The sequence below is a fragment of the Superficieibacter sp. BNK-5 genome, from assembly GCF_047456055.1.
GTDB lineage: Bacteria > Pseudomonadota > Gammaproteobacteria > Enterobacterales > Enterobacteriaceae > Superficieibacter.
In genome coordinates this window covers 1,982,610-2,006,962 of record NZ_CP179893.1, presented here as the reverse complement: position 1 = coordinate 2,006,962, position 24,353 = coordinate 1,982,610, and the positions used below count along the sequence as shown (strand labels likewise).

Below are 24,353 nucleotides of genomic sequence, written 5' to 3'. Positions count from 1 at the left end.
TTCCCTGCCATTATAAATCTTGTTTGCATTTATCAAAAACCTGCTTAACACCTTTAATACAGGTATTAATATGCTCCACACTCCATGTCGGATGAAGATAAAGACTGAAGGTAACAGGCAGCAGGCTTCTTGCTTTTTCACAAACAACCTTTGAATACTCTACGGACTTTGGATCGGTATACTCTTTTGATTTAAATGGGAAATCGACGCTACCAAAGCCGTTTAACTCACGGTAAACTTTTTCGCCATAAGCTTCAGGCCACTGAATTTTAAATGCAGGAATGCCTGCTTTTTTGAGTTCAGATAAAACCTTTGCCGCATCAACAGGAAAGGTATCGTGATTTAATACTAACGGATACAACCAGTATGCGTTCTCTCTCTCCTCAGACGTGAAAGGGAGAGAGGCGATCTCAGGCATATTTGCAAATGCCTCATCGTAAATAGCCGCAAACGTTTTTCTGCGTGTTAAATTCCAGCTATCAAAGCGTTTAAGTTCATTTATCCCAATAGCAGATTGCATTTCAGTCATGCGATAATTAAAACCAATGCGGTTATGCACATGGAATGTTTGCTCCTCTAACGTCAACAAATCTATTTTGCGTTTTACATCGAAACCATGATCGCGGAATGCCCGACATTCCCAGGCAACATCCTCGTTATTCGTGACAACCATTCCGCCTTCGCCGCCGGTAGTAAAATGCTTACCCTGACAGAAGCTAAATGTACCGATATCACCGATATTGCCTGTCTTTTTCCCTTTATACCGCCCACCAAGACACTGTGCGCTATCTTCAATAACTTTTAAGTTATGGCTTTTAGCAATAGCCATAATAGGGGCCATGTCACATACCACACCATACAGATGAACAACAATAATCGCTTTCGTTCGGGGCGTGATGAGTCCGGCTATTTTATTTGGATCAATAGTATGATCAGGCGTTACATCACAAAAAACCGGAATCGCACCAGCCTGTAACACCGCGAAAGACGTGGCGATAAACGTGTATGAAGGGACAATGACTTCATCACCTGGCCCTATATTTAATGAACTCACCGCAATGTGTACCGCTGATGTTCCTGATGAGCAGGAAATAGCATATGCCGAACCATTCCACTCAGCAAAATCTCGCTCAAACTGCACCCCTTTTTTTCCGGTCCAGTAATTTACCTTACCACTGGACAAGATCTCTTCGATATCAGCATAACTTTGTTTATCGAACTGAGGCCAACCTGGAAAATTGTTCATTACAGCTCCTCAATAAAAATAATCACTAATATTACTATCGTTATTCGGTATAAATCCTTGCTGTGCTGCCTTTTCTACTGTTTCATTCACGACTCCAGCTAAGCGACAACATACTTCACAACCCTGGCAAAATTCAGGCGATAAATTATAATAGCCCTTCAGGTTATTATTTATCTCGTCAACCGAAAGAGAAGATAGATTTCCCACAGGTAATCCCTCGTTGGTTGCCTTCATCACGCATGGATAAATATTACCATCTGCCCGGATTAGCCAGCGAGCTAAACTAGAATAACAATGTGCGAAACTAAGCGATCGTTCCCCTGTATTGGTCAGTACATTTGATAAATTTGTATTATTGACAACAAAATTATATAAGGCTTCATCTTCGCTGGCCGTCGCTGATAGCTGCTCCTTTAACTGTGCAATACTTTCCTGCCAAAAAAGTTCGCGATCGGACGTAAAGCTTTTATCAGTCGCATAATTCTGTGAGGGACAATCACATGACTGAATACGGCATATGGGTCTGAACTGAATATTGACATGGTGATTAAAGTCGCTAAAAATATCATGACAAATACTAAGCAAATTATTAATATTATGATCACCATATAAAAAACCAATCCCTACATGCTGGCATTTCGAATTTATTGCCGCATGCAGAAACGTTTTGCGGACAGATAGCTTACCATGCTTAAGGTTAAAAAAATCCGCTTCGGTGATTGCATCCAGAGAAACGCGAAGCCAGCTTAGTTTATCCAGGGTGGCCTTCTCTAATTTTCGACTACCATTGGTAATCAGCCCTACCGCAATATTATTTGCCGATAAAAAATCAATAACATCATTTAAGCTAACACCGTCATTTTTGTAGAGGGTGGGTTCTCCTCCGCCCGCAATAACCACGGCTTTAGGCTTCAACCTCAGTATATTTTTAACGGTATTAAAATTAAGCGACCCTCTGTGCTGCTGATTTTTATAACTACAATAGCTACACTGCAAATCACAAATGTCAGTGGGATGAATTTCAATAACATTTATTACAGGGAGTTCAGAAGAACCATTCTCTCCGTGAATTAACTTTGCGTTACTTATAATCTCCGAAAATGAATTTAATATCCTCTTTGAGTTTCGCAACTTAGAAGTCACTATCGACATGCTGTTTTCCTTGCATCATAAAAAAAATGCACATAGCAATGTTCCACATAAATGACGGTAAATTCTTTTAAATCATTACCATTTTCTATATATAAAATCGAAAACATTGCTTAAGTGAATATTAATAATCTTCCAATAAGGGAATTAACCCGCAAAAAGTCGGTAAACGTGCTCATTCAGCATTTTAAAAATTAAAGTCTGGCAACAATCCGCCTGCGGCTTACATTAGCTAATTAATAAAAAAACTAACGTTTCTCGCCCGGATTCAACATTTATCTTTTTACATACCGCTTAATCGTTTGTATAATGAAAAAAAAATAATTGACTGTTTCCTCAAACGAATATGAATCAAAAGGTTCTCAAAGCTTTTATTGAGCTAGCCAATACTGGCAATTTTCAACGTGCGGCAGAGCGTTTGTGCGTTACACAGTCAACGCTAACAAAACAGATACAGGCGCTTGAAGGGGAGTTAGGGCTTAATCTTTTTTCCAGAATCAAGAGTGGTACAATCTTGAATAAGAATGGGCAATTGTTATTTAATGAAATAAATAACATATTAACCGCTTATGATTTATTAAGACACAAAGCCATCACCTTAACTAACCCTAATGATTTGACGGTTGGCTTTGGCATGGCAACACGAGACCTGGCCCCTGCCTTAATTAATGAATTCACTAAAAAGTGCCCACAAAAGAACATTACTCTTATCGATCTTTCAACGTCCTTACAAAATGAGAAGCTGCTTTCCGGTGAACTGGATCTGGCATTTATGCGTGAACAAAGCAGTACGCCGCTAAAACAAATGATTGTCAGGCGCGATCGTCTACTTTTAATTTACCACCCCAGTAAAAAATCATTTGTTGAAACACATGACATTAGCGATATTTTAAAAAACAACAAAATCTTTTGCATTGATGCCCATGCCTGCTCAGGCACACACCATATCACCTCTACTTTTGTGAAAAGTATCACCTCAGCGTCAAACCTTAAAGAGATCAGTAGCTATACAAATATTTTCTCACTGGTAAAAGAAAATTTTGGCAACGCTCTCGTTCCTGAAAGCGCATGGTATGATGAGCACAAGGATATATTATCATTGACGATAAACCATCCTTTGACCGAGTGGAATATTGTTATGGCATGGAATGAGAAGTTCAATAACACGTTAAGAGATGATGTTATTGATTATTGCCATGCCGCTATCATGAATACCTCCTGGCGGTCAGTATAATTGCTATACCGCACCGCCGGAGGTGATATTTACTGCCAGCCGTACCGACGACTATAAATTCCTTTCACCAGTTGCGTCAGCGTCATATACCCCGCCAGAATTGCGATCAGCCACGGGAAGTAGCTCAGCGGCAGCGCCTGGAGCTGTAAATAACTTGCCAGCGGCGAGAACGGCAGCGCAATGCCGACCACCATCACCAGCAGCGTCATCAGCATCAGCGGCCAGGCGGCGCGGCTCTGGATAAACGGCAGGCGGCGGGTGCGGATCATATGCACAATCAGCGTTTGCGACAGCAGCCCTACCACAAACCAGCCGGACTGGAACAGGGTCTGCGACTCCGGCGTGTTGGCGTGAAACACCCACCACATCAGGCAGAATGTGAGGATGTCGAAAATCGAGCTGATCGGGCCGAAGAAGATCATAAAGCGCCCCAGATCCGCCGGATTCCAGCGTTGCGGCTTCTGGATCTGCTCATCGTCAACGTTATCAAATGGCAGCGCCACCTGGGATACATCGTATAGCAGGTTCTGGATCAGCAGATGCAGCGGCAGCATCGGCAGGAATGGCAGAAAGGCGCTGGCCACCAGCACGCTGAAGACGTTGCCGAAGTTTGAACTGGCGGTCATCTTGATATATTTGAGCATGTTGGCAAAGGTGCGACGTCCTTCGATAACGCCCTCTTCCAGCACCATCAGGCTTTTTTCCAGCAGGATGATATCCGCCGCCTCGCGAGCGATATCTACCGCGCCGTCTACAGAAATCCCGATGTCTGCGGCACGCAGCGCGGGAGCATCGTTAATGCCGTCGCCCATAAAGCCGACCACGTGGCCTTCACGCTTGAGCAGGGTGACGATGCGTTCTTTATGCAGCGGCGTCAGGCGGGCAAACAGCGTGGTGCATTGCGCCAGTCGCGCCAGTTCGTCATCGCTTAACCCTTCCATATCGCTGCCGATCACCACCTGCCCTGCATCCAGTCCTACTTCATGGCACACTTTCGCCGCCACCAGTTCGCTGTCGCCGGTGAGGATTTTCACGGTGATGCCGCTGGCTTTCAGCGCTTTCAGCGCAGGCGCAGTCGTCTCTTTCGGCGGATCGAGAAAGGCGATGTAACCTTCGAGGATCAGATCCGACTCGTCTATCCGCTGATAGTCGCCTTCACGCGCCGGAAGGTATTTAGTAGCAACCGCCACCACGCGCAGCCCCTGACGGTTCAGGGTATCAGTAACGCGTTTGACGCGGCGCAGCATGGCGTCATCCAGCGGCACGATGTCGCCATTATGGCGGACGTGCGCGCAGACATTGAGGATCTCCTGCAACGCTCCTTTGCAGACCAGTTGATGCACGTCCGGTTGTTCTGCCACCACCACTGACATCCGGCGACGCTCGAAATCAAACGGGATTTCGTCAATTTTTTGCCAGCGCTCTGAAAGCCCGCGCGCCGCTTCTTCGTCCACCCCTTCGAGCACGGCAGTATCCAGCAGGTTTTTTAGCCCGGTTTGATAGTGACTGTTCAGCCACGCGGAATGCAGCACGCGATCGCTGGCTTTCCCGGCGATATCGGTGTGGGTCTCCAGCACGATTTTATCCTGGGTCAGGGTGCCGGTTTTATCGGTGCAGAGGATGTCCATCGCGCCAAAGTTCTGAATAGCGTCCAGGTGTTTGACGATGACCTTCTGTTTAGACAGCTTCACCGCGCCACGCGCCAGCGTCGAGGTGACGATCATCGGCAGCATTTCCGGGGTCAGGCCGACCGCAACCGAGAGGGCAAACAGCGCCGCTTCCCACCAGTCGCCTTTGGTGTAGCCGTTAATCAGCAGTACCAGCGGCGTCATCACCAGCATAAAGCGGATCAGCAGCATGCTGACGCGGCCAATCCCCTTCTGGAAGGCGTTTGGCTCGCTGGCCTGCTCGCTCACCCGCCCCGCCAGTTGACCAAACCAGGTATTGCCGCCGGTGGCAATGACCAGCGCCTGCGCGGTGCCGCTCACTACGTTGGTGCCCATAAAACAGAGGGTATCGCACTCCAGCGGATTGGTTTGCTGCACATGGCGGCTATGCGCGACTTTCTCCACTGGCAGAGATTCTCCGGTCAGCGACGCCTGGGCGACAAAAAGATCGCGGGCCTGAAGCACGCGCAGGTCCGCCGGGATCATATCCCCCGCCGCCAGTTTGACAATATCGCCCGGCACCAGGCGATCGATGGGCAGCTCCACCCAGCCGTTTTCCCCTTTCTCATTGCTGACGCGCAACACCGTGGCGGTATTGCTGACCATCGCTTTCAGGGCATCGGCCGCCTTCGTTGAACGCGCTTCCTGGATGAAGTTAAGCAGCGTTGAGATCCCCACCATCAGGCCGATCACACCCGCGGCAAAGAGATCTTCCGTCGCATAAGAAACGATGCCGAGCACGGTCAGCAACAGGTTGAACGGATTGCGGTAGCAGATCCACAAATGTACCCACCACGGTGACGGCTGCTCGGCGGGAAGCTGGTTTTCACCGTGCCGGGCGCGGGCGGCCTCGACTTCTGCCGCATTCAACCCTTCCGGATGGCTGTCGAAGGCGTGCCAGAGATCGCGCTCGCGCATCGTTGCGACCTTCAGACACTGTTCGCTGAGCGATACAGGGATCGCCGCGCCGGTGATATTTTGGGCCTCGGGCAGCGGATCGCGCTGCACCAGACGGCGGGGTAAATGGCGGTTCAGCCGGGCAAAAAGCTGGCGGGTAATATTTTTCAGCATAATCAGTCCCTCCGCGCCCGTTAGTCACGGGCGCAGAAATTCCTTCAGGCGTGGCGAAGCCTTGCCTGACAGGCAAATACATTTTTACAGGGACGCGGATAACGTCACTGCCTTACGCTTCCGCTAAGGCAGTGAAAAGACTGGCTTACCGGAAGTTGGGGGTTCTCCGTCGCGGGAGAGGGGTGGGATCGGGATCCATACGGCCTCCGGTAAGTTAATGGGGTAATAAAACGCCGCGAATTATATAGCCTTATCAATATAATTTGTGGCATTTATGGCGGTATGATACCGCCACGTGACTAAACCGAACATAAACCAGACTTTGCCCATTGTTATTAAGCCGGGTAAAGTTAAGCTCTTTTACGACGTGGCTTCACCTCATGGGACGACAGGATGCAAAACCGGCTGACGATCAAAGACATTGCGCGCTTAAGCGGCGTGGGGAAATCTACCGTATCCCGCGTGCTGAATAATGAAAGCGGCGTCAGCGAACGTACCCGCGAACGTGTTGAAGCCGTTATGCAGCAGCACGGTTTCTCCCCTTCCCGCTCCGCGCGTGCCATGCGCGGACAGAGCGACAAAGTGGTGGCCATTATTGTTACCCGTCTGGATTCGCTGTCGGAAAACCTGGCCGTACAGACCATGCTGCCGGTGTTTTATGAGCAGGGCTACGATCCGATCATGATTGAAAGCCAGTTTTCGACGGCGATGGTCGAGGAGCATCTCGGCATGCTGCAACGGCGCAATATCGATGGCGTGGTGCTGTTTGGCTTTACCGGCATTGGCGTGGAGATGCTGGCGAGCTGGCAGTCTTCGCTGGTCCTGCTGGCGCGCGATGCGCAAGGCTTTGCCTCGGTATGCTATGACGATGAAGGCGCGATTCAGATCCTGATGCAGCGTCTTTACGATCGCGGCCATCGCCATATCAGCTACCTTGGCGTGCCGCATCGTGACATCACCACCGGTCAGCGCCGCCATCAGGCCTGGCTGTCCTTCTGCAAAAAGCATCGCCTGCCGCCGGTCTCCACCCTGCCGGGCCTGACCATGAAGCAGGGCTATGAGCATGTGGCGGACGTGCTGACGCCCGACACCACCGCGCTGGTCTGCGCTACCGATACGCTGGCGCTGGGAGCCAGCAAGTATTTACAGGAACAGCGCATCGACACCGTTCAGCTCGCCAGCGTCGGCAACACGCCGCTGATCAAGTTCCTGCACCCGGAGATCGTCACTGTCGATCCGGGCTACGCCGAGGCCGGACGTCAGGCTGCCTCACAGCTGATCGATCAGATCAACGGTCGCAGCGAGCCGCGGCAAATCGTGATCCCCGCCACCCTCTCGTAATTCGCAAAACACGATTTATGTGATCGTCGCTACGTTTCGGGAACGTTCCCGTTTTCACTTATTCATTGAAGATATACTCTCTCCGCCAGTTATCACCCCGACCCCTTCTTTACATCTGCCACGAGGCTTTAAGATGAGTAAAGTTAATCAACAGGATATCGATCGGCTGATCGAACTGGTCGGCGGCCGCGAAAACATCGCCACCGTCAGCCACTGCATTACCCGCTTGCGCTTCGTGCTCAATCAACCGGCGAAGGCCGATCCGAAAGCGATTGAACAACTGCCGATGGTCAAAGGCTGTTTCACCAACGCCGGACAATTTCAGGTAGTGATTGGCACTGACGTCGGCGACTATTATCAGGTTCTGCTGGCCTCCACCGGGCAGGCGCGCGCCGATAAAGAGCAGGCGAAAAAAGCCGCACGGCAGAATATGAAGTGGTACGAGCAGCTCATCTCCCACTTTGCCGAAATCTTCTTTCCGCTGCTGCCTGCGTTGATCAGCGGCGGCCTGATTCTGGGCTTCCGTAACGTGATCGGCGACTTGCCAATGAGCAACGGGCAGACGCTGGCGCAGATGTTCCCGGCGCTGAAAACGATTTACGACTTTTTATGGCTGATTGGCGAGGCGATCTTTTTCTATCTGCCGGTCGGCATTTGCTGGTCAGCGGTGCGTAAGCTGGGCGGGACGCCGATCCTCGGCATCGTGCTGGGTATTACGCTGGTTTCACCGCAGTTAATGAACGCTTACTTACTGGGCCAGCAGACGCCGGAAGTGTGGAATTTCGGCCTGTTCAGCATCGCTAAAGTCGGCTATCAGGCGCAGGTGATCCCGGCGCTGCTGGCGGGTCTGGCGCTTGGTTTTATTGAAAATTACCTTAAGCGTATCGTGCCCAGCTACCTGTATCTGGTGGTGGTTCCGGTCTGTTCGCTGCTGCTGGCGGTATTCCTCGCCCACGCCTTTATCGGTCCGTTTGGCCGCATGATTGGCGATGGCGTGGCCTTTGCAGTTCGTCACCTGATGACCGGCAGCTTCGCCCCGATTGGCGCGGCGTTATTCGGTTTCCTTTATGCGCCGCTGGTGATCACCGGCGTGCATCAGACTACGCTTGCCATTGACATGCAGATGATCCAGAGCCTCGGCGGCACGCCGGTATGGCCGCTGATCGCGCTGTCAAACATTGCCCAGGCGTCGGCAGTGCTCGGCATTATTATCGTCAGCCGCAAACATAACGAGCGGGAAATCTCCGTGCCGGCCGCCATCGCCGCCTTCCTCGGCGTCACCGAACCGGCGATGTACGGCATCAACCTGAAATATCGCTTCCCGATGCTGTGCGCGATGATCGGATCCGGCCTCGCGGGCTTGCTGTGTGGGCTTTACGGCGTGATGGCCAACGGTATCGGCGTCGGCGGCCTGCCGGGCATTCTCTCCATCCAGCCCGGCTACTGGCAGGTCTTTGGCATTGCGATGCTGATCGCGATTGTGATCCCGGTGGTCCTCACCACGGTGATGTATCAGCGTAAGCACCGTCAGGGTACGTTACAGATTGTCTGACTTTTTCGGGGCGCAGTTGCGCCCCTTCGCATTTGCAGGAAATAACCATGAATACCCTTCCTCACTGGTGGCAAAACGGCGTCATCTACCAAATTTATCCGAAGAGCTTTCAGGACACGACTGGCAGCGGCACCGGCGATTTACGCGGCGTAACGCAGCGCCTGGATTATCTGAAAACGCTGGGCGTTGACGCACTCTGGTTGACGCCGTTTTATATCTCCCCGCAGGTCGATAATGGCTACGATGTCGCCAACTACACGGCCATCGATCCTACCTACGGTTCGCTGGATGATTTTGACGAACTGGTGGCAGAGGCCAAAGCGCGCGGCATGCGTATTATTCTGGATATGGTGTTTAACCATACTTCCACTCAGCATCCGTGGTTTCGTGAAGCGCTTAATAAAGAAAGCCCTTATCGCGAGTTTTATTTCTGGCGCGACGGCACGCCGGATGAAGCGCCGAATAACTGGCGTTCTAAATTCGGCGGCAGCGCCTGGCGCTGGCAGGCGGACAGCGAGCAGTATTATCTGCATCTCTTTGCGCCGGAACAGGCGGACCTGAACTGGGAAAACCCGCGCGTGCGCGACCAGTTGAAGCTGGTGTGCGAATGCTGGGCCAATCGCGGCGTGGATGGCCTGCGCCTCGACGTGATTAATCTTATCTCCAAAGATCTGACGTTCCCAAATGATGAACTGGGCGACGGTCGCCGTTTTTATACCGACGGACCGCGCGTGCATGAATTTTTGCAGGAGATGAGTCGCGACGTGTTTATGCCGCGCGGGCTGATGACCGTTGGGGAAATGTCCTCCACCACCCTGGAGCACTGCCAGCAGTATGCGTCTCTGGACGGCAGTGAACTGTCGATGACCTTTAATTTTCACCATCTGAAAGTGGATTATCCTGGCGGTGAAAAGTGGACCCAGGCGAAGCCAGATTTTGTAGCGCTGAAAGCCCTGTTCCACCACTGGCAGCAGGGGATGCATCAGCGGGCGTGGAACGCGCTGTTCTGGTGTAATCACGACCAGCCGCGCATTGTGTCGCGCTTTGGCGACGAAGGCGAATACCGTGTCCCCGCCGCTAAAATGCTGGCGATGGCGCTGCATGGGATGCAGGGCACGCCGTATATCTACCAGGGCGAAGAGATTGGCATGACCAATCCGCACTTTACCCGCATCACAGATTACCGCGACGTTGAAAGCCATAATATGTTCGCCGAACAGCGGGTGAACGGGCGCGATGCGCAGGAACTGCTGGATATTCTCGCGGTCCGCTCGCGGGATAACAGCCGCACGCCGATGCAGTGGGACCGCGGTCCCAATGCAGGTTTTACCACCGGTGAACCGTGGATCGGCGTAAACACCAACGCAAGCGAGATCAATGTCGAGGCGGCGCTGGCGGACAAACAGTCGGTATTTTATACCTATCAGGCCTTAATCGCGCTGCGCAAAACCGAGCCGGTGCTGACGTGGGGGGACTATGAGGATCTGCTGCCGGACCATCCACATCTGTGGTGTTACCGCCGCCAGTGGCAGGGACAGACATTGCTGGTCATCGCCAACCTGAGTCGCGAATGCCAGAACTGGCAGCCGGAGAAGATGAACGGTACGTGGCAGGTGCTGATAAACAACTATCAAGAAGTGGCCGCGCAGCCAGCGGCAATGACCCTTCGCCCGTTCGAAGCGGTGTGGTGGCTACAGTAGTCTCGTGCAGCCCGGTCAAACCGGGCTGCTTTATTTCCATGCTCTTTTTATGGCTTTTTGCAGTCATAAATAAGTCCGAAAAAATCTTTCCCCCTACAGCGCCCGTCCTCTGTACTGTCTCCTTTTTACTTTGTCCTGCATCAATAAAACTGCAAACATCTTTGATGCAAATCACTACATATAGAAATTAGAATGCCCATCGGCCCTATATATGGTGTTTATCGTCTATTATTGCACCATAGCCTTTTTTATAGGCTGTGGATAAAAGGGCCGAGCCTGACGGAAGTCTCTGGATACAGTAACGATTAAAACCGCCCGGAGCGTTCTTTCCTTTGTGGATAACCTGTTCTTTTAAATATGGAGTGATCATGACACCGCATGTGATGAAACGAGATGGCTGTAAAGCGCCGTTCAAATCAGAGCGCATTAAAGAAGCAATTCTGCGTGCAGCTAAAGCAGCGGGAGTCGATGACGCAGACTATTGCGCCACCGTCGCAGAAGTCGTTAGCAACCAGATGCAAAGTCGCAGTCAGGTCGATATCAATGAGATCCAGACGGCGGTCGAAAACCAGCTGATGTCCGGGCCGTATAAACAGCTCGCGCGCGCCTATATTGAATACCGACACGATCGCGACATTCAGCGTGAAAAACGCGGTCGTCTGAACCAGGAAATCCGCGGTCTGGTCGAGCAAACCAACTCCGCGCTGCTCAACGAAAACGCCAACAAAGACAGCAAAGTGATCCCGACCCAGCGCGATCTGCTGGCCGGTATTGTCGCCAAACACTATGCCCGTCAGCACCTGCTGCCGCGTGACGTGGTGCAGGCGCATGAGCGCGGCGATATTCACTATCACGATCTCGACTACTCCCCGTTCTTCCCGATGTTCAACTGTATGCTGATTGACCTGAAAGGCATGCTGACGCAGGGCTTTAAGATGGGTAATGCGGAGATCGAACCGCCGAAATCCATCTCTACCGCCACGGCGGTAACCGCACAGATTATCGCCCAGGTTGCCAGCCATATTTATGGCGGCACCACCATTAACCGCATCGATGAAGTGCTGGCTCCTTTTGTCACCGAGAGCTTCAATAAACACCGTAAAACGGCAGAAGCGTGGCAGATCCCGGACGCTGACGGCTACGCGCATTCCCGTACTGAAAAAGAGTGCTACGACGCGTTCCAGTCTCTTGAGTACGAGGTGAACACGCTGCACACCGCCAACGGGCAGACGCCGTTTGTCACCTTTGGTTTCGGCCTCGGCACCAGCTGGCAATCCCGTCTGATTCAACAGTCGATTCTGCGTAACCGTATTGCGGGCCTCGGCAAAAACCGTAAAACGGCAGTGTTCCCGAAACTGGTCTTTGCGATCCGCGACGGCCTGAACCACAAGCCAGGCGACGCCAACTACGACATCAAACAACTGGCGCTGGAGTGCGCGAGCAAGCGCATGTATCCGGACATCCTGAACTACGATCAGGTGGTGAAAGTTACCGGCTCGTTCAAAACGCCAATGGGCTGCCGCAGCTTCCTCGGGGTGTGGGAAAACGAGAACGGCGAGCAGGTTCACGATGGTCGTAACAACCTCGGCGTGATCAGCCTTAACCTGCCGCGCATCGCGCTGGAAGCCAAAGGTAATGAAGCGGCGTTCTGGAAATTGCTGGACGAGCGTCTGGTACTGGCGCGTAAAGCGTTGATGACCCGTATCGCCCGTCTGGAAGGCGTCAAAGCGCGCGTCGCACCGATTCTCTATATGGAAGGTGCCTGCGGTGTGCGTCTGCAAGCGGACGACGATGTATCGGAGATCTTCAAAAACGGCCGCGCGTCTATTTCGCTGGGTTATATTGGCATTCACGAAACCATCAATGCGCTGGCGGGCGACACGCATATGTACGACAGCGAAACGCTGCGTGCGAAGGGTGTGGCGATTGTTGAACGTCTGCGTCAGGCGGTGGATCAGTGGAAAGACGAAACCGGCTACGGCTTTAGTCTGTACAGCACGCCAAGTGAGAACCTGTGCGACCGCTTCTGCCGTCTGGATACCGCCGAGTTCGGCGTGTTGCCGGGCGTCACCGATAAAGGCTACTACACCAACAGCTTCCACCTCGACGTGGAGAAGAAGGTGAACCCGTATGACAAAATCGATTTCGAAGCGCCGTACCCGCCGCTGGCGAACGGGGGTTTCATTTGCTATGGCGAGTATCCGAACATCCAGCACAACCTGAAAGCGCTGGAAGACGTCTGGGACTACAGCTATCAGCACGTACCGTATTACGGCACCAACACGCCGATTGACGAATGTTACGAGTGCGGCTTTACCGGCGAGTTCGAATGCACCAGCAAGGGCTTCACCTGCCCGAAATGCGGCAACCACGATGCGGCGCGTGTGTCGGTTACCCGTCGCGTGTGTGGGTATTTAGGCAGCCCGGACGCACGTCCGTTTAACGCCGGCAAGCAGGAAGAAGTGAAACGCCGCGTGAAGCATTTGGGGAACGGTCAGATCGGCTGAGTCCGTGGCATCAATGCCCGGTGGCGCTGCGCTTACCGGGCCTACGGGTACTGGCAACTGGCAGCGCGCCACACATGTAGACAAGATACCCGGCGGCACGCCACACATGTAGGCCGGGTAAGCGCAGCGCCACCCGGCAGGAAACCACTATGAACTACCATCAGTATTACCCCGTCGACATCGTCAACGGCCCCGGCACGCGCTGCACCCTGTTTGTCTCAGGGTGCGTACATGAGTGCCCCGGCTGCTACAACAAAAGCACCTGGCGGCTGAACTCCGGTCAACCGTTCACTCAGGCGATGGCCGATCAAATCATCCACGATCTGAACGACACGCGAATCAAGCGCCAGGGGATCACCCTCTCCGGCGGCGATCCGCTCCATCCGCAAAACGTCCCGGAGATCCTGACGCTGGTGCAGCGGATCCGCGCCGAGTGTCCCGGGAAAGATATCTGGATGTGGACCGGCTATAAACTGGATGAACTGAACGAGGCGCAAATGCAGGTGGTGGACCTGATCAACGTGCTGGTCGACGGCAAATTTGTACAGGATTTGAAAGATCCTGCGCTAATCTGGCGCGGCAGTAGCAATCAGGTGGTGCATCATTTGCGTTGAGGGTAACAGCTTTAGCACCGTCTCTCCGCTCAAAACCGACTCACGCACGCCATCGCCACCGCTTTAAACTCGTCAAAATCCCGGCAGGCGCAGAGCCGCGCCATGGCGCGCTCGCGCAAAAAAGTGACGAAAATATCGTAAATCGCCATTGCCTCTTCGTATTCGCTCTTGCTGATGGCGAGTAAAAAGATGACGTGCGCGGTCTCATCGCCCCAGGCGATCCCTTGTGGAGCGAGCACCGTATAGACCACCGTTTTCTTCGCCAGCAGCCCCAGGGCGTGCGGCAGGGCGATGCCGTCGCCGAGCATGGTGCTGACAATCGCCTCGCGCTCGGTGACGGAGTCGAGAAACTCCGCATCGACAAAATCTTCATGCCCGAGTTGATCGCACAGCCTTTTAAACAGCGTCTGCTGGTCGATGGGTTCGTTGATAATCGTAAAGTGCGCGGCGTCGAAGTATTTATTGAGCATCCACGGGCGGGTACGGTCGACCAGCACCAGTTTACCAATCTGCTCCAGCTGATAGTCGGAGGGAAACGGCGCGATGATCACCACCGGCTTGTCTTTTTCACTGACGCGCGCAGTAGCAATCACGAAATCTTCACTGAGCGTTTCGCACTGCTCGTAATCGCGCAGGGTCAGGGTACGCGTGACCTCAATTTGTGGGTATTTACGCGCCAGTACCGCTTCGATCATCCGCACCATCGCATTGCCGGCATCGCAGACCAGCAGCACACGCGGCTGGCGCTGATAGCCGATGTTGTAATGGCGCTCCAGGCCGACGCCGATATGCAGTACCAGAAAGCCGATCTCATTTTCACTGATGGTGTAAGGCGTGTATTTCCCCCAGCCGGAAACCGCTGCCAGGGTCATATCCCACGCCATCGGGTAGTGCTGTTTGATATTCTCCAGCAGCGGATTGGGGATCATGATCTGATAGCGCACGCGGGCGATCATGGTTTTAATGTGGGTCAGCAGGTCCGCATGCAGCTGGGCGTCATTAAGCAGGTTGTAGTTATAGTGAGTGTTGATGTAGTGCAGGATGTAGTTAGCCAGCGCTTCATCGTCATCGGCGTTGATCGCGCTGGGCGCTATGTCCTGAACCTGACGGGCGGCGATATGCACCCGCAGCCAGTTTTCTTCCGATGCGGCGAGCGGTTTACCGGCAAGCTGCGCCAGCGCGGCAACGATGTCGCGCGCCGCTTCACGCACGTTTTCGTCAACCTCTTCTGTCGCAAATTCCGGTAGCGGATACCCTTCGCTGATGCGGCGCACCGCCACCGCGCAGTAGAGACGCAGAAATAGCTCACCTTCGTCGGTCAAACGAATATGATGGCGGGTAAAACAACCGTCAAGCCACGTCGCCAGCTGTTCCGGCACGCCCGCGTTCAGCGCGACTTCGGTCACCAGCGGGTTGAGATTATCCTGCTGCGCCAGCTTCCACAGCAGATCCGTCAGGCAGGCGCGGATCGCCATTTCGCTACCGAACAGCTTCATGCCGTGACGCGGACGCGTTTCAAGGGTCAGATTGTAGCGCTGGAGCCACTCGCGCACTTCTGCCATATCGTTTTGTAATGTGGCGCGACTGACGAACCATTCATCCGCTAAATCCTCAAGCTTCAGCGAGAAGGCGGAAGTGAGGAAACGCACCATCAAATAATGTACCCGCTCCTGCCCGCTGCGCGGGATACGCAGCGCGCGCGGCTGGGCGCTTTTCAGGGTCTGATAGCGGGTGGGATCGTCGATTTTAAGCTGATAACCGTTGCCGCGACTGAGGATAAACTGTGCACCGTGCTGCGCCAGCAGCGCGTTAAGCGCGGTGATGTCGGCCCGAACGGTGCGCGTGGAAACCGACAGCCGCTGCGCCAGTTCATCTTGCGGCAGCGTCTCGTTTTGCAGCATGTCGAACAGCTGCGCTAAACGTTGGTTCGGGAATCGCACGTCAGTTTCCTCTTGTATCGCAGAGCGGATAGGTTTTCCCCTCTCTCCCTGTGAGAGAGGGCCGGGGTGAGGGTGGTTACCCCACCAACCGCTTCGTTATCGCCAGCAATTGACGTACATCGTCCGGCCGGGTATCGCCGCTTACCTTATCAATAATCGAACTATAAATGTGAGGAATGATTTTGCTCACCCCGGCATCCAGCGCTATCTGCAAAATCTCGCCGAAATTATCGAGATCGATACCGCCGGTCGGCTCCAGCCAGAAATCATAACGGGCGCAGGCTTCGGCCACCGCCTGATATTCGTCACGGCATTGCAGCCCACCCATCGGGAAGTATTTAATCGAACTGCCGCCCATATCTTTCAGCAGAGCGATGGCCGTTTCTACCGGCACGACGCCTTCCGGCGCTCCGCTGCTCAGCGGACCGGTGGAGATTTTCACCTTGCCCGGCGTGCCAGTCGGCGAGACCAGACCATTGACCACGGTCTCGTTCTGCCCCAGCAGCGCGCGGCTCGGCCCGACGCCGGTGAAGACCTGATTGACGTGCTGCGGCTGCACTTCGCGTGAAATGGCGCTGACCATCGCGGACTGGTTTGGATCGCCTGCGCCCAGCCCGACGGAAAGCGCGTTATCAATCAGCGCGGCATATTCGCGCATATCGGCCACTGCGCTCGCCACGTCAGGGTAGTTTTTGGAGAGCACGCCCACCAGCACATGGCCTTCCGCCGCTTCATAGATGGCGCTGGCGTTAGCTTTAGAGCCTGCCAGCACGTTCAGACAGACGCGGTCGCGGTAAAAATGGGGGGTGAGTTTCATGCGGTTTTCTCCTGATTAATAACCTCGGCGATACGGCGCGCCACAATCTCAAGCTGGGCAGCGTTCACGCTGCGCACATCGGCTTCAATGATCCCTTCATTGGCTTTATAGCCGCGGAAATAAATGGCGTACTCGCCCTGCTTTAGCGCCGCGACCAGATCGCCCGTTGCCACACTGGTCACCGCCTCGTCAAATTTGATCTCGGCGCGGGCGATATCACGCCCGGCGCTGTCCCACACCACACGGGCGGTAATGCCGCTCAAAGCATTCAGCGAATCAATAAATGGCGTCATTTTGTCGACCATCTCCGCCCCGCTTTCTTTCTCGGCGGTGAGATAGTGCTCAATCGCGCAGGTCAGGCCGAGAATGCCCTCTTTCCCCACCTTCATCGCGCGGCCAATGCCCGCCGTCTGGCGCTTCACCCATTCAACATACTGAGTTTTGCCGATCACCAACCCGCTGGTCGGCCCTTCAATCGCTTTCGCGCCGCTGTAGATCACCAGATCCGCACCAGAACGGTAATAGGCGTGCAGATCTTCTTCCGCCGCCGCATCGACGATCAGCGGCAGGTCGTGCTTACGGGCGACCACTGCCGCCTGCTCCACGCTGAGCATGCTTTTTTGCACGCAGTGATGCGATTTAATATACAGAATGGCGGCGGTGCGCGGAGTGATGGCCGCCGCCAGCTGATCGGCGGAGCATTCGTTGGCATAGCCCGCTTCGACGATTTTGCCGCCGCCCAGCGCCACCATGGTGCCGACCGGTGCGCCGAAGTTGACGTTGTGGCCCTTCGGCAGCACGATTTCGTTGTTTTCAACGGGGGTGACGTGCAGGTTTTCCAGCAGCCAGTCGCTGTCTTTCACCAGCACGGCGGCCACGGATTGCGCGATGCCTGCTGAGGCGCAGGAGACCACCGTCGCGCCTTCCACCTCCAGCAGTTGCGCAATGTAGTCGCCGGTTTTGTTGACCAGATCTTTCATCTCGAAATAGTGGTTCATGCCGTCCATCGCGGCCTGCACCACTTCCGGACGCGGGGTGGAGACGCCAAGCGCCGTCATGCGTCCGGAGGTGTTAATTACCTGTTTTAAACCGTACTTCTCATAAATTGAAGGCATCTTCCGCACTCCCTTGTTCGGTCGGATAAATCGTGCCCGCGCGCACGGCGGCAAGCGGGACCAGTAATTTGTCAGCCTGTAAGCTGTCGTTTTCCGCATCCACCAGCAGCGTGGGCTGGCGTTTTAAGGTAAAAATGGTCAGGTCGGCATCGAAGCCGACGGCCAGCCGCCCTTTATTTTTCAGCCGCAGCCCCTCTGCCGCACTACCGGTCACGCACTCGATCACCTGCGGCAGCGACATGCCGATGGCGAGAAATTTCGACATCACGTTCGCCAGCGAATGCACCGGCCCGTTGATGCGGTTGCGGCAGTAGATATCCGAGCTGATGGTGTGCGGCAGAATGCCCATGCTGATGGCCTTCTGCGCCACCGCAAAGCTGAGGCTGGCGGTGCCATGGCCCACGTCCAGCCGCACGCCGCGCTGAATGGCGCGTGTAACGGACGCCCGCAGTTCGCCCGCGGGAGTGAGAATGCGGTTGGGTTTGCCGTTATAGCAGTGGGTGATGATGTCGCCGTGGGTCAGACGTTCGGCGATATCGTCGAGATCCGGCGGATTGTTGCCGATATGTACCATCAGCGGGACATCGCCGTTCTCTTTTTGCATGGCCTTGGCCTGCTCCAGCGGCGCGATACCGTTGTCGCCAACCACGCTGCTGCTCATCCGCGCCTTCAGGCCGACGATAAAATCCGGGTAACGTTTAACGGCGTCGCGCACGGCGTCGCGGTCGATATTGGCCATATTCGCCAGTTCGTTCTGCGCGATCAGCCCGACGCGGGAGATATTCAGCAGCGCATAAACCTCAGTGGTTGCCTGACGGGTAATGGCATAAAAATCATCGATATCATCCGCGCCGGTACTGCCCGCGTCGACCACGGTGGTGACGCCGGTGGCGATGCCGATGCTGTCCGGTTCATCGTGATAAATCGGGGAGTTGGGGTAGCAGTGGACGTGGGAATCAATCCAGCCTGCGCTGACGTAATATTCGCCCTGAAGATCGATGTCGGCGGATGCCGGGCCATTAATCTCGCCCAGCGCCGCAATTTTGCCGTCCTGCAGAGCGATATCGGTGACGGTATCATCGACCAGACGCGCGCGGCGCAGGAGTAAATCAAACATAGCTTTCTCCTGTAAAGGCGGGCGCGGCTGCGCCCGCTCGGGTTAACTGATGGCGACCGGAAAAATCGAGCCTAAGATCATCGCGCCGAGGATCGCGCCGCCGGTGATCGGCTTCTGCCAGATATAGAACAGCAGTGCCCCCACCAGCGAGCCGATACCGATAGGAATCGACGCCGCCATCGCGCTGAGGATAATCAGTGGCCCCAGGAAACGCCCGGAGGCGTTGCCCGCGCCCATCATCACGTCCGCGCCGTAGGTGGAATCGCTCTGGTTGATGGTGAACTTACGCGCCAGAATGATCAGGTAGCCAATCGCCAGACCAATCACCAGCCCGGTGATCAGCGACGCAATAAAGTTGGTCACCGGGAACATAATGCCCGCCCCCAGCAGCAGCGCCGGAACGCCAAGGCCCACGCCGGTCTGGATCGCGCCGCCGATATCGAGGATCCCTACCAGCGAGCCTTCGATAATTCGGGCAAAGAGGAAGCTGGCACCGAAGGCCGCTACCGCGCCATACGCGCCGGTATCAATCCCCGCGCGCAGCATCGAGACAAACGCCACTTCGTTAAACGCGCCGATCCCATAGAGGTAGTACATGTGTGTCCCGGCAAACACGCCGGACGAGAGCAGGCCAACGAAGATCGGGAACGACCAGTCGGCATACCAAAACCCTTTATTCTGTTCCATTGCCGTCTCCGTTATTTACCGCTGAGCGAGTTGTGGATCAGATCGAGCCAGTTCGGCACGGTCAGATGGAAGGATTCGATCATTTTCATGTCGAAGCCGCGGAAGAAGGCGCTCAGCACGAACAGCGCGACGATAGCGCCCATCATCACTTTAGTGACGCGGTTCCAGCCGCTCTCTTCTACGCCTTTACCAATCAGGATCCCCAACACCAGGCCCGGAACGGCGTTGCCCATGATCAGCTGCGCCGCGCCGCCGAAAATCGTTGCCCAGAAGCCCGATTTTTTGCCGGCGTCGATGGCGGCCAGCCAGAAGATCACCGGCATGACGGTGTTCACCAGCAGGTTAGCGGCAGGCACCAGTACCTTAACGGCGGTGACCTGTAAGGATTCCGGCACGGAAGAGGCCGTGAGGTTGAGGAAGGTCACGACGATGGTGCCGATGATGCCGCAGGCGATTGCCATCTTTTTCGGATCGTGCAGCGTCTCGCCGACGTTGCGGTTTTTGATCATCAGCGCCGCCGCGCCCCAGTTCGGGATAATGCGATGATCGACATCCTGGGTGAACGACCCTGCCGCGACCGACGATGCCCAGGCGTTAAAGAAGAAGCCCAGACCAAATGAGAAGTGCGACGCCGGATCGCCTTCACAGGAGTTCAGTTCGCCCAACGTGCGAAATGCCCCCATCCCCTGCGTGGTGGGTGCATGAAACATGCGTGCAGCCCCGGCTCCCACACCGACACCAACCAGGCCGCCGATGATGAGCGATTTTATTAATATTATCAGGAACATGGTTCCGCCCTTTTATTGAGGATCAGCGTTGCGTGACGAAATCGACCTTATCAAGATCGATGGCGGTCACGTTGACGGTGACGTCCAGCTCCACGCTGTACGTGCGTCTTTCGCGGCGCAGAAAGAAGAACAGAAAGGCTTCTTTACGCACCGTTTCATGCGCATGAACGACCTGCACATCCTGTGGCTCAATACGCAGTAAAATATGCGGCGAGGACTTCATCACCGCCGCCTGTACATGGTTCAGGGCATCGGCAAAGGCACGCGATTTGGCCTCGCCTTTGCCCTTCACTCTCACCGTGGTGGTGAATTGCTCTTTCATGCTTATGCGCCGTGCTTCTTCTGCCACGCCTGCACCAGGCGTTCGCCCAGTTCTTCTTTATCCATAAAGCCGAAGCCCAGCACGTTGCAGCCTTCGTTGATGGCGGTAACGCCCTCATCGACCGAACGCATACCGTATTTCGCTTTATAGCCGTACTTGTTCTGCGCGGTGATCGCGCCCGCGCCGCCGCTGCCACAGAAGGAGATGCCGAAGGTGGCGTTCTCCGCTTTCATCACGTCGCCGAGCTTCATATCCGCCGCCACGCCCGGCACGACCACCGCGCGTCCGCCTGCTTTCTCTACGCCTGCCGCGACTTTCTGGCCTTTACCCAAACGGTCGCCAATCACTACGGTAATCTGTTCCATCTTTTGCTCCTTAAAGGTTTTCTTTTGCGACTTCGAAGTGCACCGACAGCAGCCAGGCTTCTTCTTCAGGAAGGTTGCCGAATGCCGCGACCACTTCGCGGGCAAGCGCCATTGAGTCTTGCGAAATTTCCTCGAACAGGCTGGCGTCCACCTCCGGCAGCGGCTCGCCGGTCACTGACCGCAAGGCCATCGCGCGGACGTGGGAGGTCAGCATCTGCTCCTGTACGGCGTTGGGAATAATGTGATGACGGCGTAGCAGCGCATACACCTGCGGCAACATACGATCGGCCAGTTGACCAATCTGCTCCGTCTGTTCTCCAGCGTCGTTCATGACTGCTCCGTTATTCACTCGTCGTACCCCATTTATGGCTCTGGGATAAAACTACCGCCGGAGGTTAATAGTTTGTAGCGAGTTGTTTTCCACTTCGAAGTGGAAAGGCGGGGGCAGACAGTGATCTGTTCCACATAAATGGGCTGGTTAGCGATTTTTGACTTGATTAGCGTGATATGGGTCACATAAAAATGCGGAAATTATCGGTTTTTTAAAGCGAAAGACGTGGTGAACCGGGGAGAAGAAATGTGAAGTCGATAAGGTTTGCTTATGTACAAAGGAGATAATAGCGTTTCGTTTCCAGGCTAATAACCGCTTTTTTGCAAATGTGTGCGCCTTTATGCCGGGTGGCGGCTTCGCCTTACCCGGCCTTGTATTATCCTTTCTGAGCAGAGAGAGCCGGCCAGTTCTCACTGCCATGCAGTCCGCATGCCGGACCCGGCCTCAGGCTCAAAGCCTGTTTTGTAGATCTATGCAGCGGACTGCCCTTCTCCACAGGTGACAAACCGGACAGTATCATGGACCGGTTTTCCCGGTAATCCGCATTCACAAGGTTGGTCTCACTATGGAACAGGAACTGCATTTTATTGGTATCGATGTCTCTAAAGCGAAGCTGGATGTTGATGTGCTGCGGCCCGATGGCCGTCACCGCAGTAAAAAGTTTGCCAACACCCCGAAGGGCCACGATGAGCTGGTCCGCTGGCTGAACAGCCATCAGGCTGCGCCTGCACATATCTGTATGGAAGCCACCAGTACGTACATGGAAGACGCCGCCGCGCATCTCAGCGATGCGGGGTTCACGGTATCGATCATCAATCCCGCCCGCGGTAAAGCCTTCGCACAGAGCGAGGGACTGCGCAGCAAAACGGACGCCGTCGACGCCCGGATGCTGGCAGAGTTCTGCCGCCAGAAGCGGCCTGCTGCATGGCAGGCGCCTCATCCGGTTGAACGGGCGCTGCGGGCACTGGTGCTGCGCCATCAGTCGCTGACGGACATGCACACCCAGGAGCTTAACCGGCTGGAGACAGCGCGGGACGTTCAGATGCCGAGTATTGACGCGCATCTTCTGTGGCTTGATGCCGAACTGAAACGTCTTGAAAAACAGATAAAGGACCTGACGGATGATGACCCGGATATGAAGCACCGCAGGAAGCTGCTGGAAAGTATCCCGGGTATCGGGGAAAAGACGTCAGCGGTGCTGCTGGCGTACATCGGTCTGGAAAACCGGTTCGGCGGAGCGAGACAGTTCGCGGCCTTCGCGGGACTGACGCCCCGCCATCATGAATCAGGGAGCAGCGTGCGCGGCGCAGGGCGGATGAGTAAGGCGGGCCATGTGTCGCTTCGCAGGGCGCTGTACATGCCGGCGATGGTGGCAGTAAGCAAAACGACCTGGGGGCGGGCGTTCCGTGACCGTCTGGCAGCTAACGGCAAACGGGGAAAAGTCATCATCGGGGCGATGATGCGTAAACTGGCGCAGGTGGCATACGGTGTGCTGAAATCGGGCGAGTCGTTCGACGCGTCCAGGCATGTACCGGTAGCGGCTTAACCGGGTCGTGAAAGGAAAAAACAGCGCCTGACGGCGCTGTGGTTGTCATGCCTGTAATCCGGGAAACCGGAAGCTAAAAAAACTTGCGGGCTATAACAGTATCTACAAAACCCACCATATCAAAGAGTTACCAATATCCCGTAGGCCCGTGCAAGCGCAGCGCCGCCGGGCATGGTGTAGGGGAGTTCTTTGATCAGCAAGCTATACCTACGCTCATGGACACCCCATTTCCTGTGCTAGCGTGCCTTTATGGTTTTTAACCATCTCAGCAATATTTTTCGGTAATGCCGACCAGAGAGTAAGTTTTGGATCTGTTTGTTGCTCAATCGTATTTACCGTCACCTGATAATCACAAAAACTGGCGTTTTTAGGCGTCGATTGCTTCAGCAGAAACGCAGCGTATTTGCCTTTATCCGGACTGGTGCCGATAAAAATAACTTTCCAGTAAGCCTCCGGAATAATCACGCCGGGACGTGCAGGCAGCGCCACGCCCGTTTTTTCAAAAAGCGGTCCGGTCACAGAATATACCGCGGAGACATCGCTCCGATTGGCCAGCGCACGCTCCTGATCTTCTAATCGGCTCCACGCCCCCTGATTCAGCGCGGCTTTCTGCGGCGTGATATTAGAAAGGTAATTTAATGCCTGCCAGCCCGCCGTACCGCCCAGGCTGGCGAGCGGGGCCTGATGCCCGCGATCCACCGCCAGCACTTTATTGGCGTTTTGATAGGCAGCAGGAGCCAGCGTATCGGAGGCGGGCAAATCAGGATCCTGCTTCCAGTTCCGCGTCCGGTTACTGGCCTGACTGGTTTTGGTTATTTTATAGGCTACCCAGTTGGCAAACTTTGTGCTGCTGTTGTTATTCAGCGTATAGACCTCACGGATCAGCGTTTGCGTGCCGCCGCCAGTGGGGCAGCCAACTGCGCAATTATCAGGTCCATGAGCGCTGGTTAATACATGATTTTTTTGCGTTGGTGGGGTAACGGAACACGCAAATAAAAAAAATACCAGCGCTAAATAACTCCGTTTAAACCTGTAGGTAAAATGCATTGTCTGGTTTCTTCAATGAGTAAGGTACAGCCAATTCTGTACGCCAAAAAATCAGGCCCATTTGCCCTGGAATATCCTGATGAGCGTAATGGCTTACTCTAAAAAGCGATAGTGCGTCCTCTTGCCGAATACGTAAAAATGAGATAATGAGATAATTTTTTACCTACGGGTGAACTTACCGTGATATTTAAAAAATA

The 24,353-nt window shown here is 54.4% G+C and carries 21 protein-coding genes; 7 read left to right on the top strand and 14 right to left on the bottom strand.

All coding sequences use genetic code 11. The features are described 5' to 3' along the window. Positions 1–10: 10 nt before the first annotated feature. Together ACMGGS_RS09635 and ACMGGS_RS09630 are read right to left on the bottom strand one after the other, a co-directional pair. A complete protein-coding gene (locus ACMGGS_RS09635) occupies positions 11–1,246 on the bottom strand; it encodes a DegT/DnrJ/EryC1/StrS family aminotransferase (protein WP_414165892.1) in 1,236 nt (411 codons plus the stop codon). Positions 1,247–1,255: 9 nt separating this feature from the next. Continuing rightward, the gene (locus ACMGGS_RS09630; RefSeq protein ID WP_414165891.1) at positions 1,256–2,398 is read right to left on the bottom strand and encodes a radical SAM protein; all 1,143 of its coding nucleotides are present in this window, start codon (positions 2,396–2,398) and stop codon (positions 1,256–1,258) included. 343 nt (positions 2,399–2,741) lie between these two features. On the opposite strand from ACMGGS_RS09630, the gene ACMGGS_RS09625 reads away from it, so the two are divergent. Further along, entirely contained in the window at positions 2,742–3,629 is an 888-nt protein-coding gene (locus ACMGGS_RS09625; protein ID WP_414165890.1) for a LysR family transcriptional regulator, read from the top strand. Between the two features lie 29 nt (positions 3,630–3,658). Here the strand turns inward: ACMGGS_RS09625 and mgtA are convergent, their stop codons facing one another. Together mgtA and mgtL are read right to left on the bottom strand one after the other, a co-directional pair. Further along, the gene (gene mgtA / locus ACMGGS_RS09620; protein WP_414165889.1) at positions 3,659–6,367 is read right to left on the bottom strand and encodes a magnesium-translocating P-type ATPase; all 2,709 of its coding nucleotides are present in this window, start codon (positions 6,365–6,367) and stop codon (positions 3,659–3,661) included. A 145-nt stretch (positions 6,368–6,512) separates the two neighbouring features. Continuing rightward, positions 6,513–6,566 (bottom strand): mgtA regulatory leader peptide MgtL, encoded by a 54-nt coding sequence (mgtL, locus tag ACMGGS_RS09615; protein ID WP_414166236.1) that lies wholly within the window; start codon positions 6,564–6,566, stop codon positions 6,513–6,515. Between the two features lie 194 nt (positions 6,567–6,760). Here mgtL and treR point away from each other — a divergent pair, with 194 nt between their 5' ends. The 5 genes from treR (at position 6,761) to nrdG (ending at position 14,081) form a co-directional block, all read left to right on the top strand. Next, positions 6,761–7,708, top strand: a complete 948-nt coding sequence (gene treR / locus ACMGGS_RS09610; protein WP_414165888.1) for a trehalose operon repressor TreR — start codon at positions 6,761–6,763, stop codon at positions 7,706–7,708. Positions 7,709–7,841: 133 nt separating this feature from the next. Next, positions 7,842–9,260, top strand: coding sequence for a PTS trehalose transporter subunit IIBC (gene treB, locus ACMGGS_RS09605; protein ID WP_414165887.1), 1,419 nt, complete (start codon positions 7,842–7,844; stop codon positions 9,258–9,260). Positions 9,261–9,307: 47 nt separating this feature from the next. Next, complete coding sequence (gene treC, locus ACMGGS_RS09600; protein WP_414165886.1) at positions 9,308–10,960, top strand: alpha,alpha-phosphotrehalase; 1,653 nt, start codon at positions 9,308–9,310, stop codon at positions 10,958–10,960. Positions 10,961–11,328: 368 nt separating this feature from the next. After that, positions 11,329–13,467, top strand: coding sequence for an anaerobic ribonucleoside-triphosphate reductase (nrdD, locus tag ACMGGS_RS09595; RefSeq protein ID WP_414165885.1), 2,139 nt, complete (start codon positions 11,329–11,331; stop codon positions 13,465–13,467). A 149-nt stretch (positions 13,468–13,616) separates the two neighbouring features. After that, positions 13,617–14,081: an anaerobic ribonucleoside-triphosphate reductase-activating protein gene (nrdG, locus tag ACMGGS_RS09590; protein ID WP_176920447.1), complete on the top strand. Its 465-nt coding sequence runs from the start codon at positions 13,617–13,619 to the stop codon at positions 14,079–14,081. 29 nt (positions 14,082–14,110) lie between these two features. Here the strand turns inward: nrdG and ACMGGS_RS09585 are convergent, their stop codons facing one another. The 9 genes from ACMGGS_RS09585 to ACMGGS_RS09545 all read right to left on the bottom strand — a co-directional run bounded on the left by ACMGGS_RS09585 (position 14,111) and on the right by ACMGGS_RS09545 (position 21,581). Further along, the gene (locus tag ACMGGS_RS09585) at positions 14,111–16,021 is read right to left on the bottom strand and encodes a BglG family transcription antiterminator (RefSeq protein WP_414165884.1); all 1,911 of its coding nucleotides are present in this window, start codon (positions 16,019–16,021) and stop codon (positions 14,111–14,113) included. A gap of 76 nt (positions 16,022–16,097) precedes the next feature. Next, the gene (gene dagF, locus ACMGGS_RS09580; RefSeq protein ID WP_414165883.1) at positions 16,098–16,838 is read right to left on the bottom strand and encodes a 2-dehydro-3-deoxy-phosphogluconate aldolase; all 741 of its coding nucleotides are present in this window, start codon (positions 16,836–16,838) and stop codon (positions 16,098–16,100) included. Then, positions 16,835–17,953, bottom strand: coding sequence for a DgaE family pyridoxal phosphate-dependent ammonia lyase (locus ACMGGS_RS09575; RefSeq protein WP_414165882.1), 1,119 nt, complete (start codon positions 17,951–17,953; stop codon positions 16,835–16,837). The genes dagF and ACMGGS_RS09575 overlap by 4 nt, the downstream gene beginning before the upstream one ends. After that, complete coding sequence (locus ACMGGS_RS09570; RefSeq protein WP_414165881.1) at positions 17,937–19,070, bottom strand: amidohydrolase/deacetylase family metallohydrolase; 1,134 nt, start codon at positions 19,068–19,070, stop codon at positions 17,937–17,939. The genes ACMGGS_RS09575 and ACMGGS_RS09570 overlap by 17 nt, the downstream gene beginning before the upstream one ends. 42 nt (positions 19,071–19,112) lie before the next feature. Next, on the bottom strand, positions 19,113–19,757 hold the full coding sequence (locus ACMGGS_RS09565; RefSeq protein WP_103675663.1) for a DUF4310 family protein: 645 nt from the start codon (positions 19,755–19,757) through the stop codon (positions 19,113–19,115). 11 nt (positions 19,758–19,768) lie between these two features. Beyond that, entirely contained in the window at positions 19,769–20,545 is a 777-nt protein-coding gene (locus ACMGGS_RS09560; RefSeq protein WP_194208017.1) for a DUF4311 domain-containing protein, read from the bottom strand. Positions 20,546–20,567: 22 nt separating this feature from the next. Continuing rightward, the gene (locus ACMGGS_RS09555; protein ID WP_176920441.1) at positions 20,568–20,867 is read right to left on the bottom strand and encodes a DUF4312 family protein; all 300 of its coding nucleotides are present in this window, start codon (positions 20,865–20,867) and stop codon (positions 20,568–20,570) included. 2 nt (positions 20,868–20,869) lie between these two features. Next, a complete protein-coding gene (locus tag ACMGGS_RS09550; protein ID WP_103675660.1) occupies positions 20,870–21,232 on the bottom strand; it encodes an SFCGS family glycine-rich protein in 363 nt (120 codons plus the stop codon). 10 nt (positions 21,233–21,242) lie between these two features. Next, positions 21,243–21,581, bottom strand: coding sequence for a glycine dehydrogenase (locus ACMGGS_RS09545; RefSeq protein WP_414165880.1), 339 nt, complete (start codon positions 21,579–21,581; stop codon positions 21,243–21,245). Between the two features lie 547 nt (positions 21,582–22,128). Between ACMGGS_RS09545 and ACMGGS_RS09540 the strand changes: the two genes are divergently transcribed. After that, positions 22,129–23,109 (top strand): IS110 family transposase, encoded by a 981-nt coding sequence (locus ACMGGS_RS09540; RefSeq protein WP_414162998.1) that lies wholly within the window; start codon positions 22,129–22,131, stop codon positions 23,107–23,109. A gap of 213 nt (positions 23,110–23,322) precedes the next feature. Here the strand turns inward: ACMGGS_RS09540 and ACMGGS_RS09535 are convergent, their stop codons facing one another. Further along, a complete protein-coding gene (locus tag ACMGGS_RS09535) occupies positions 23,323–24,156 on the bottom strand; it encodes a DNA/RNA non-specific endonuclease (protein ID WP_414165879.1) in 834 nt (277 codons plus the stop codon). Positions 24,157–24,353: the final 197 nt, after the last annotated feature.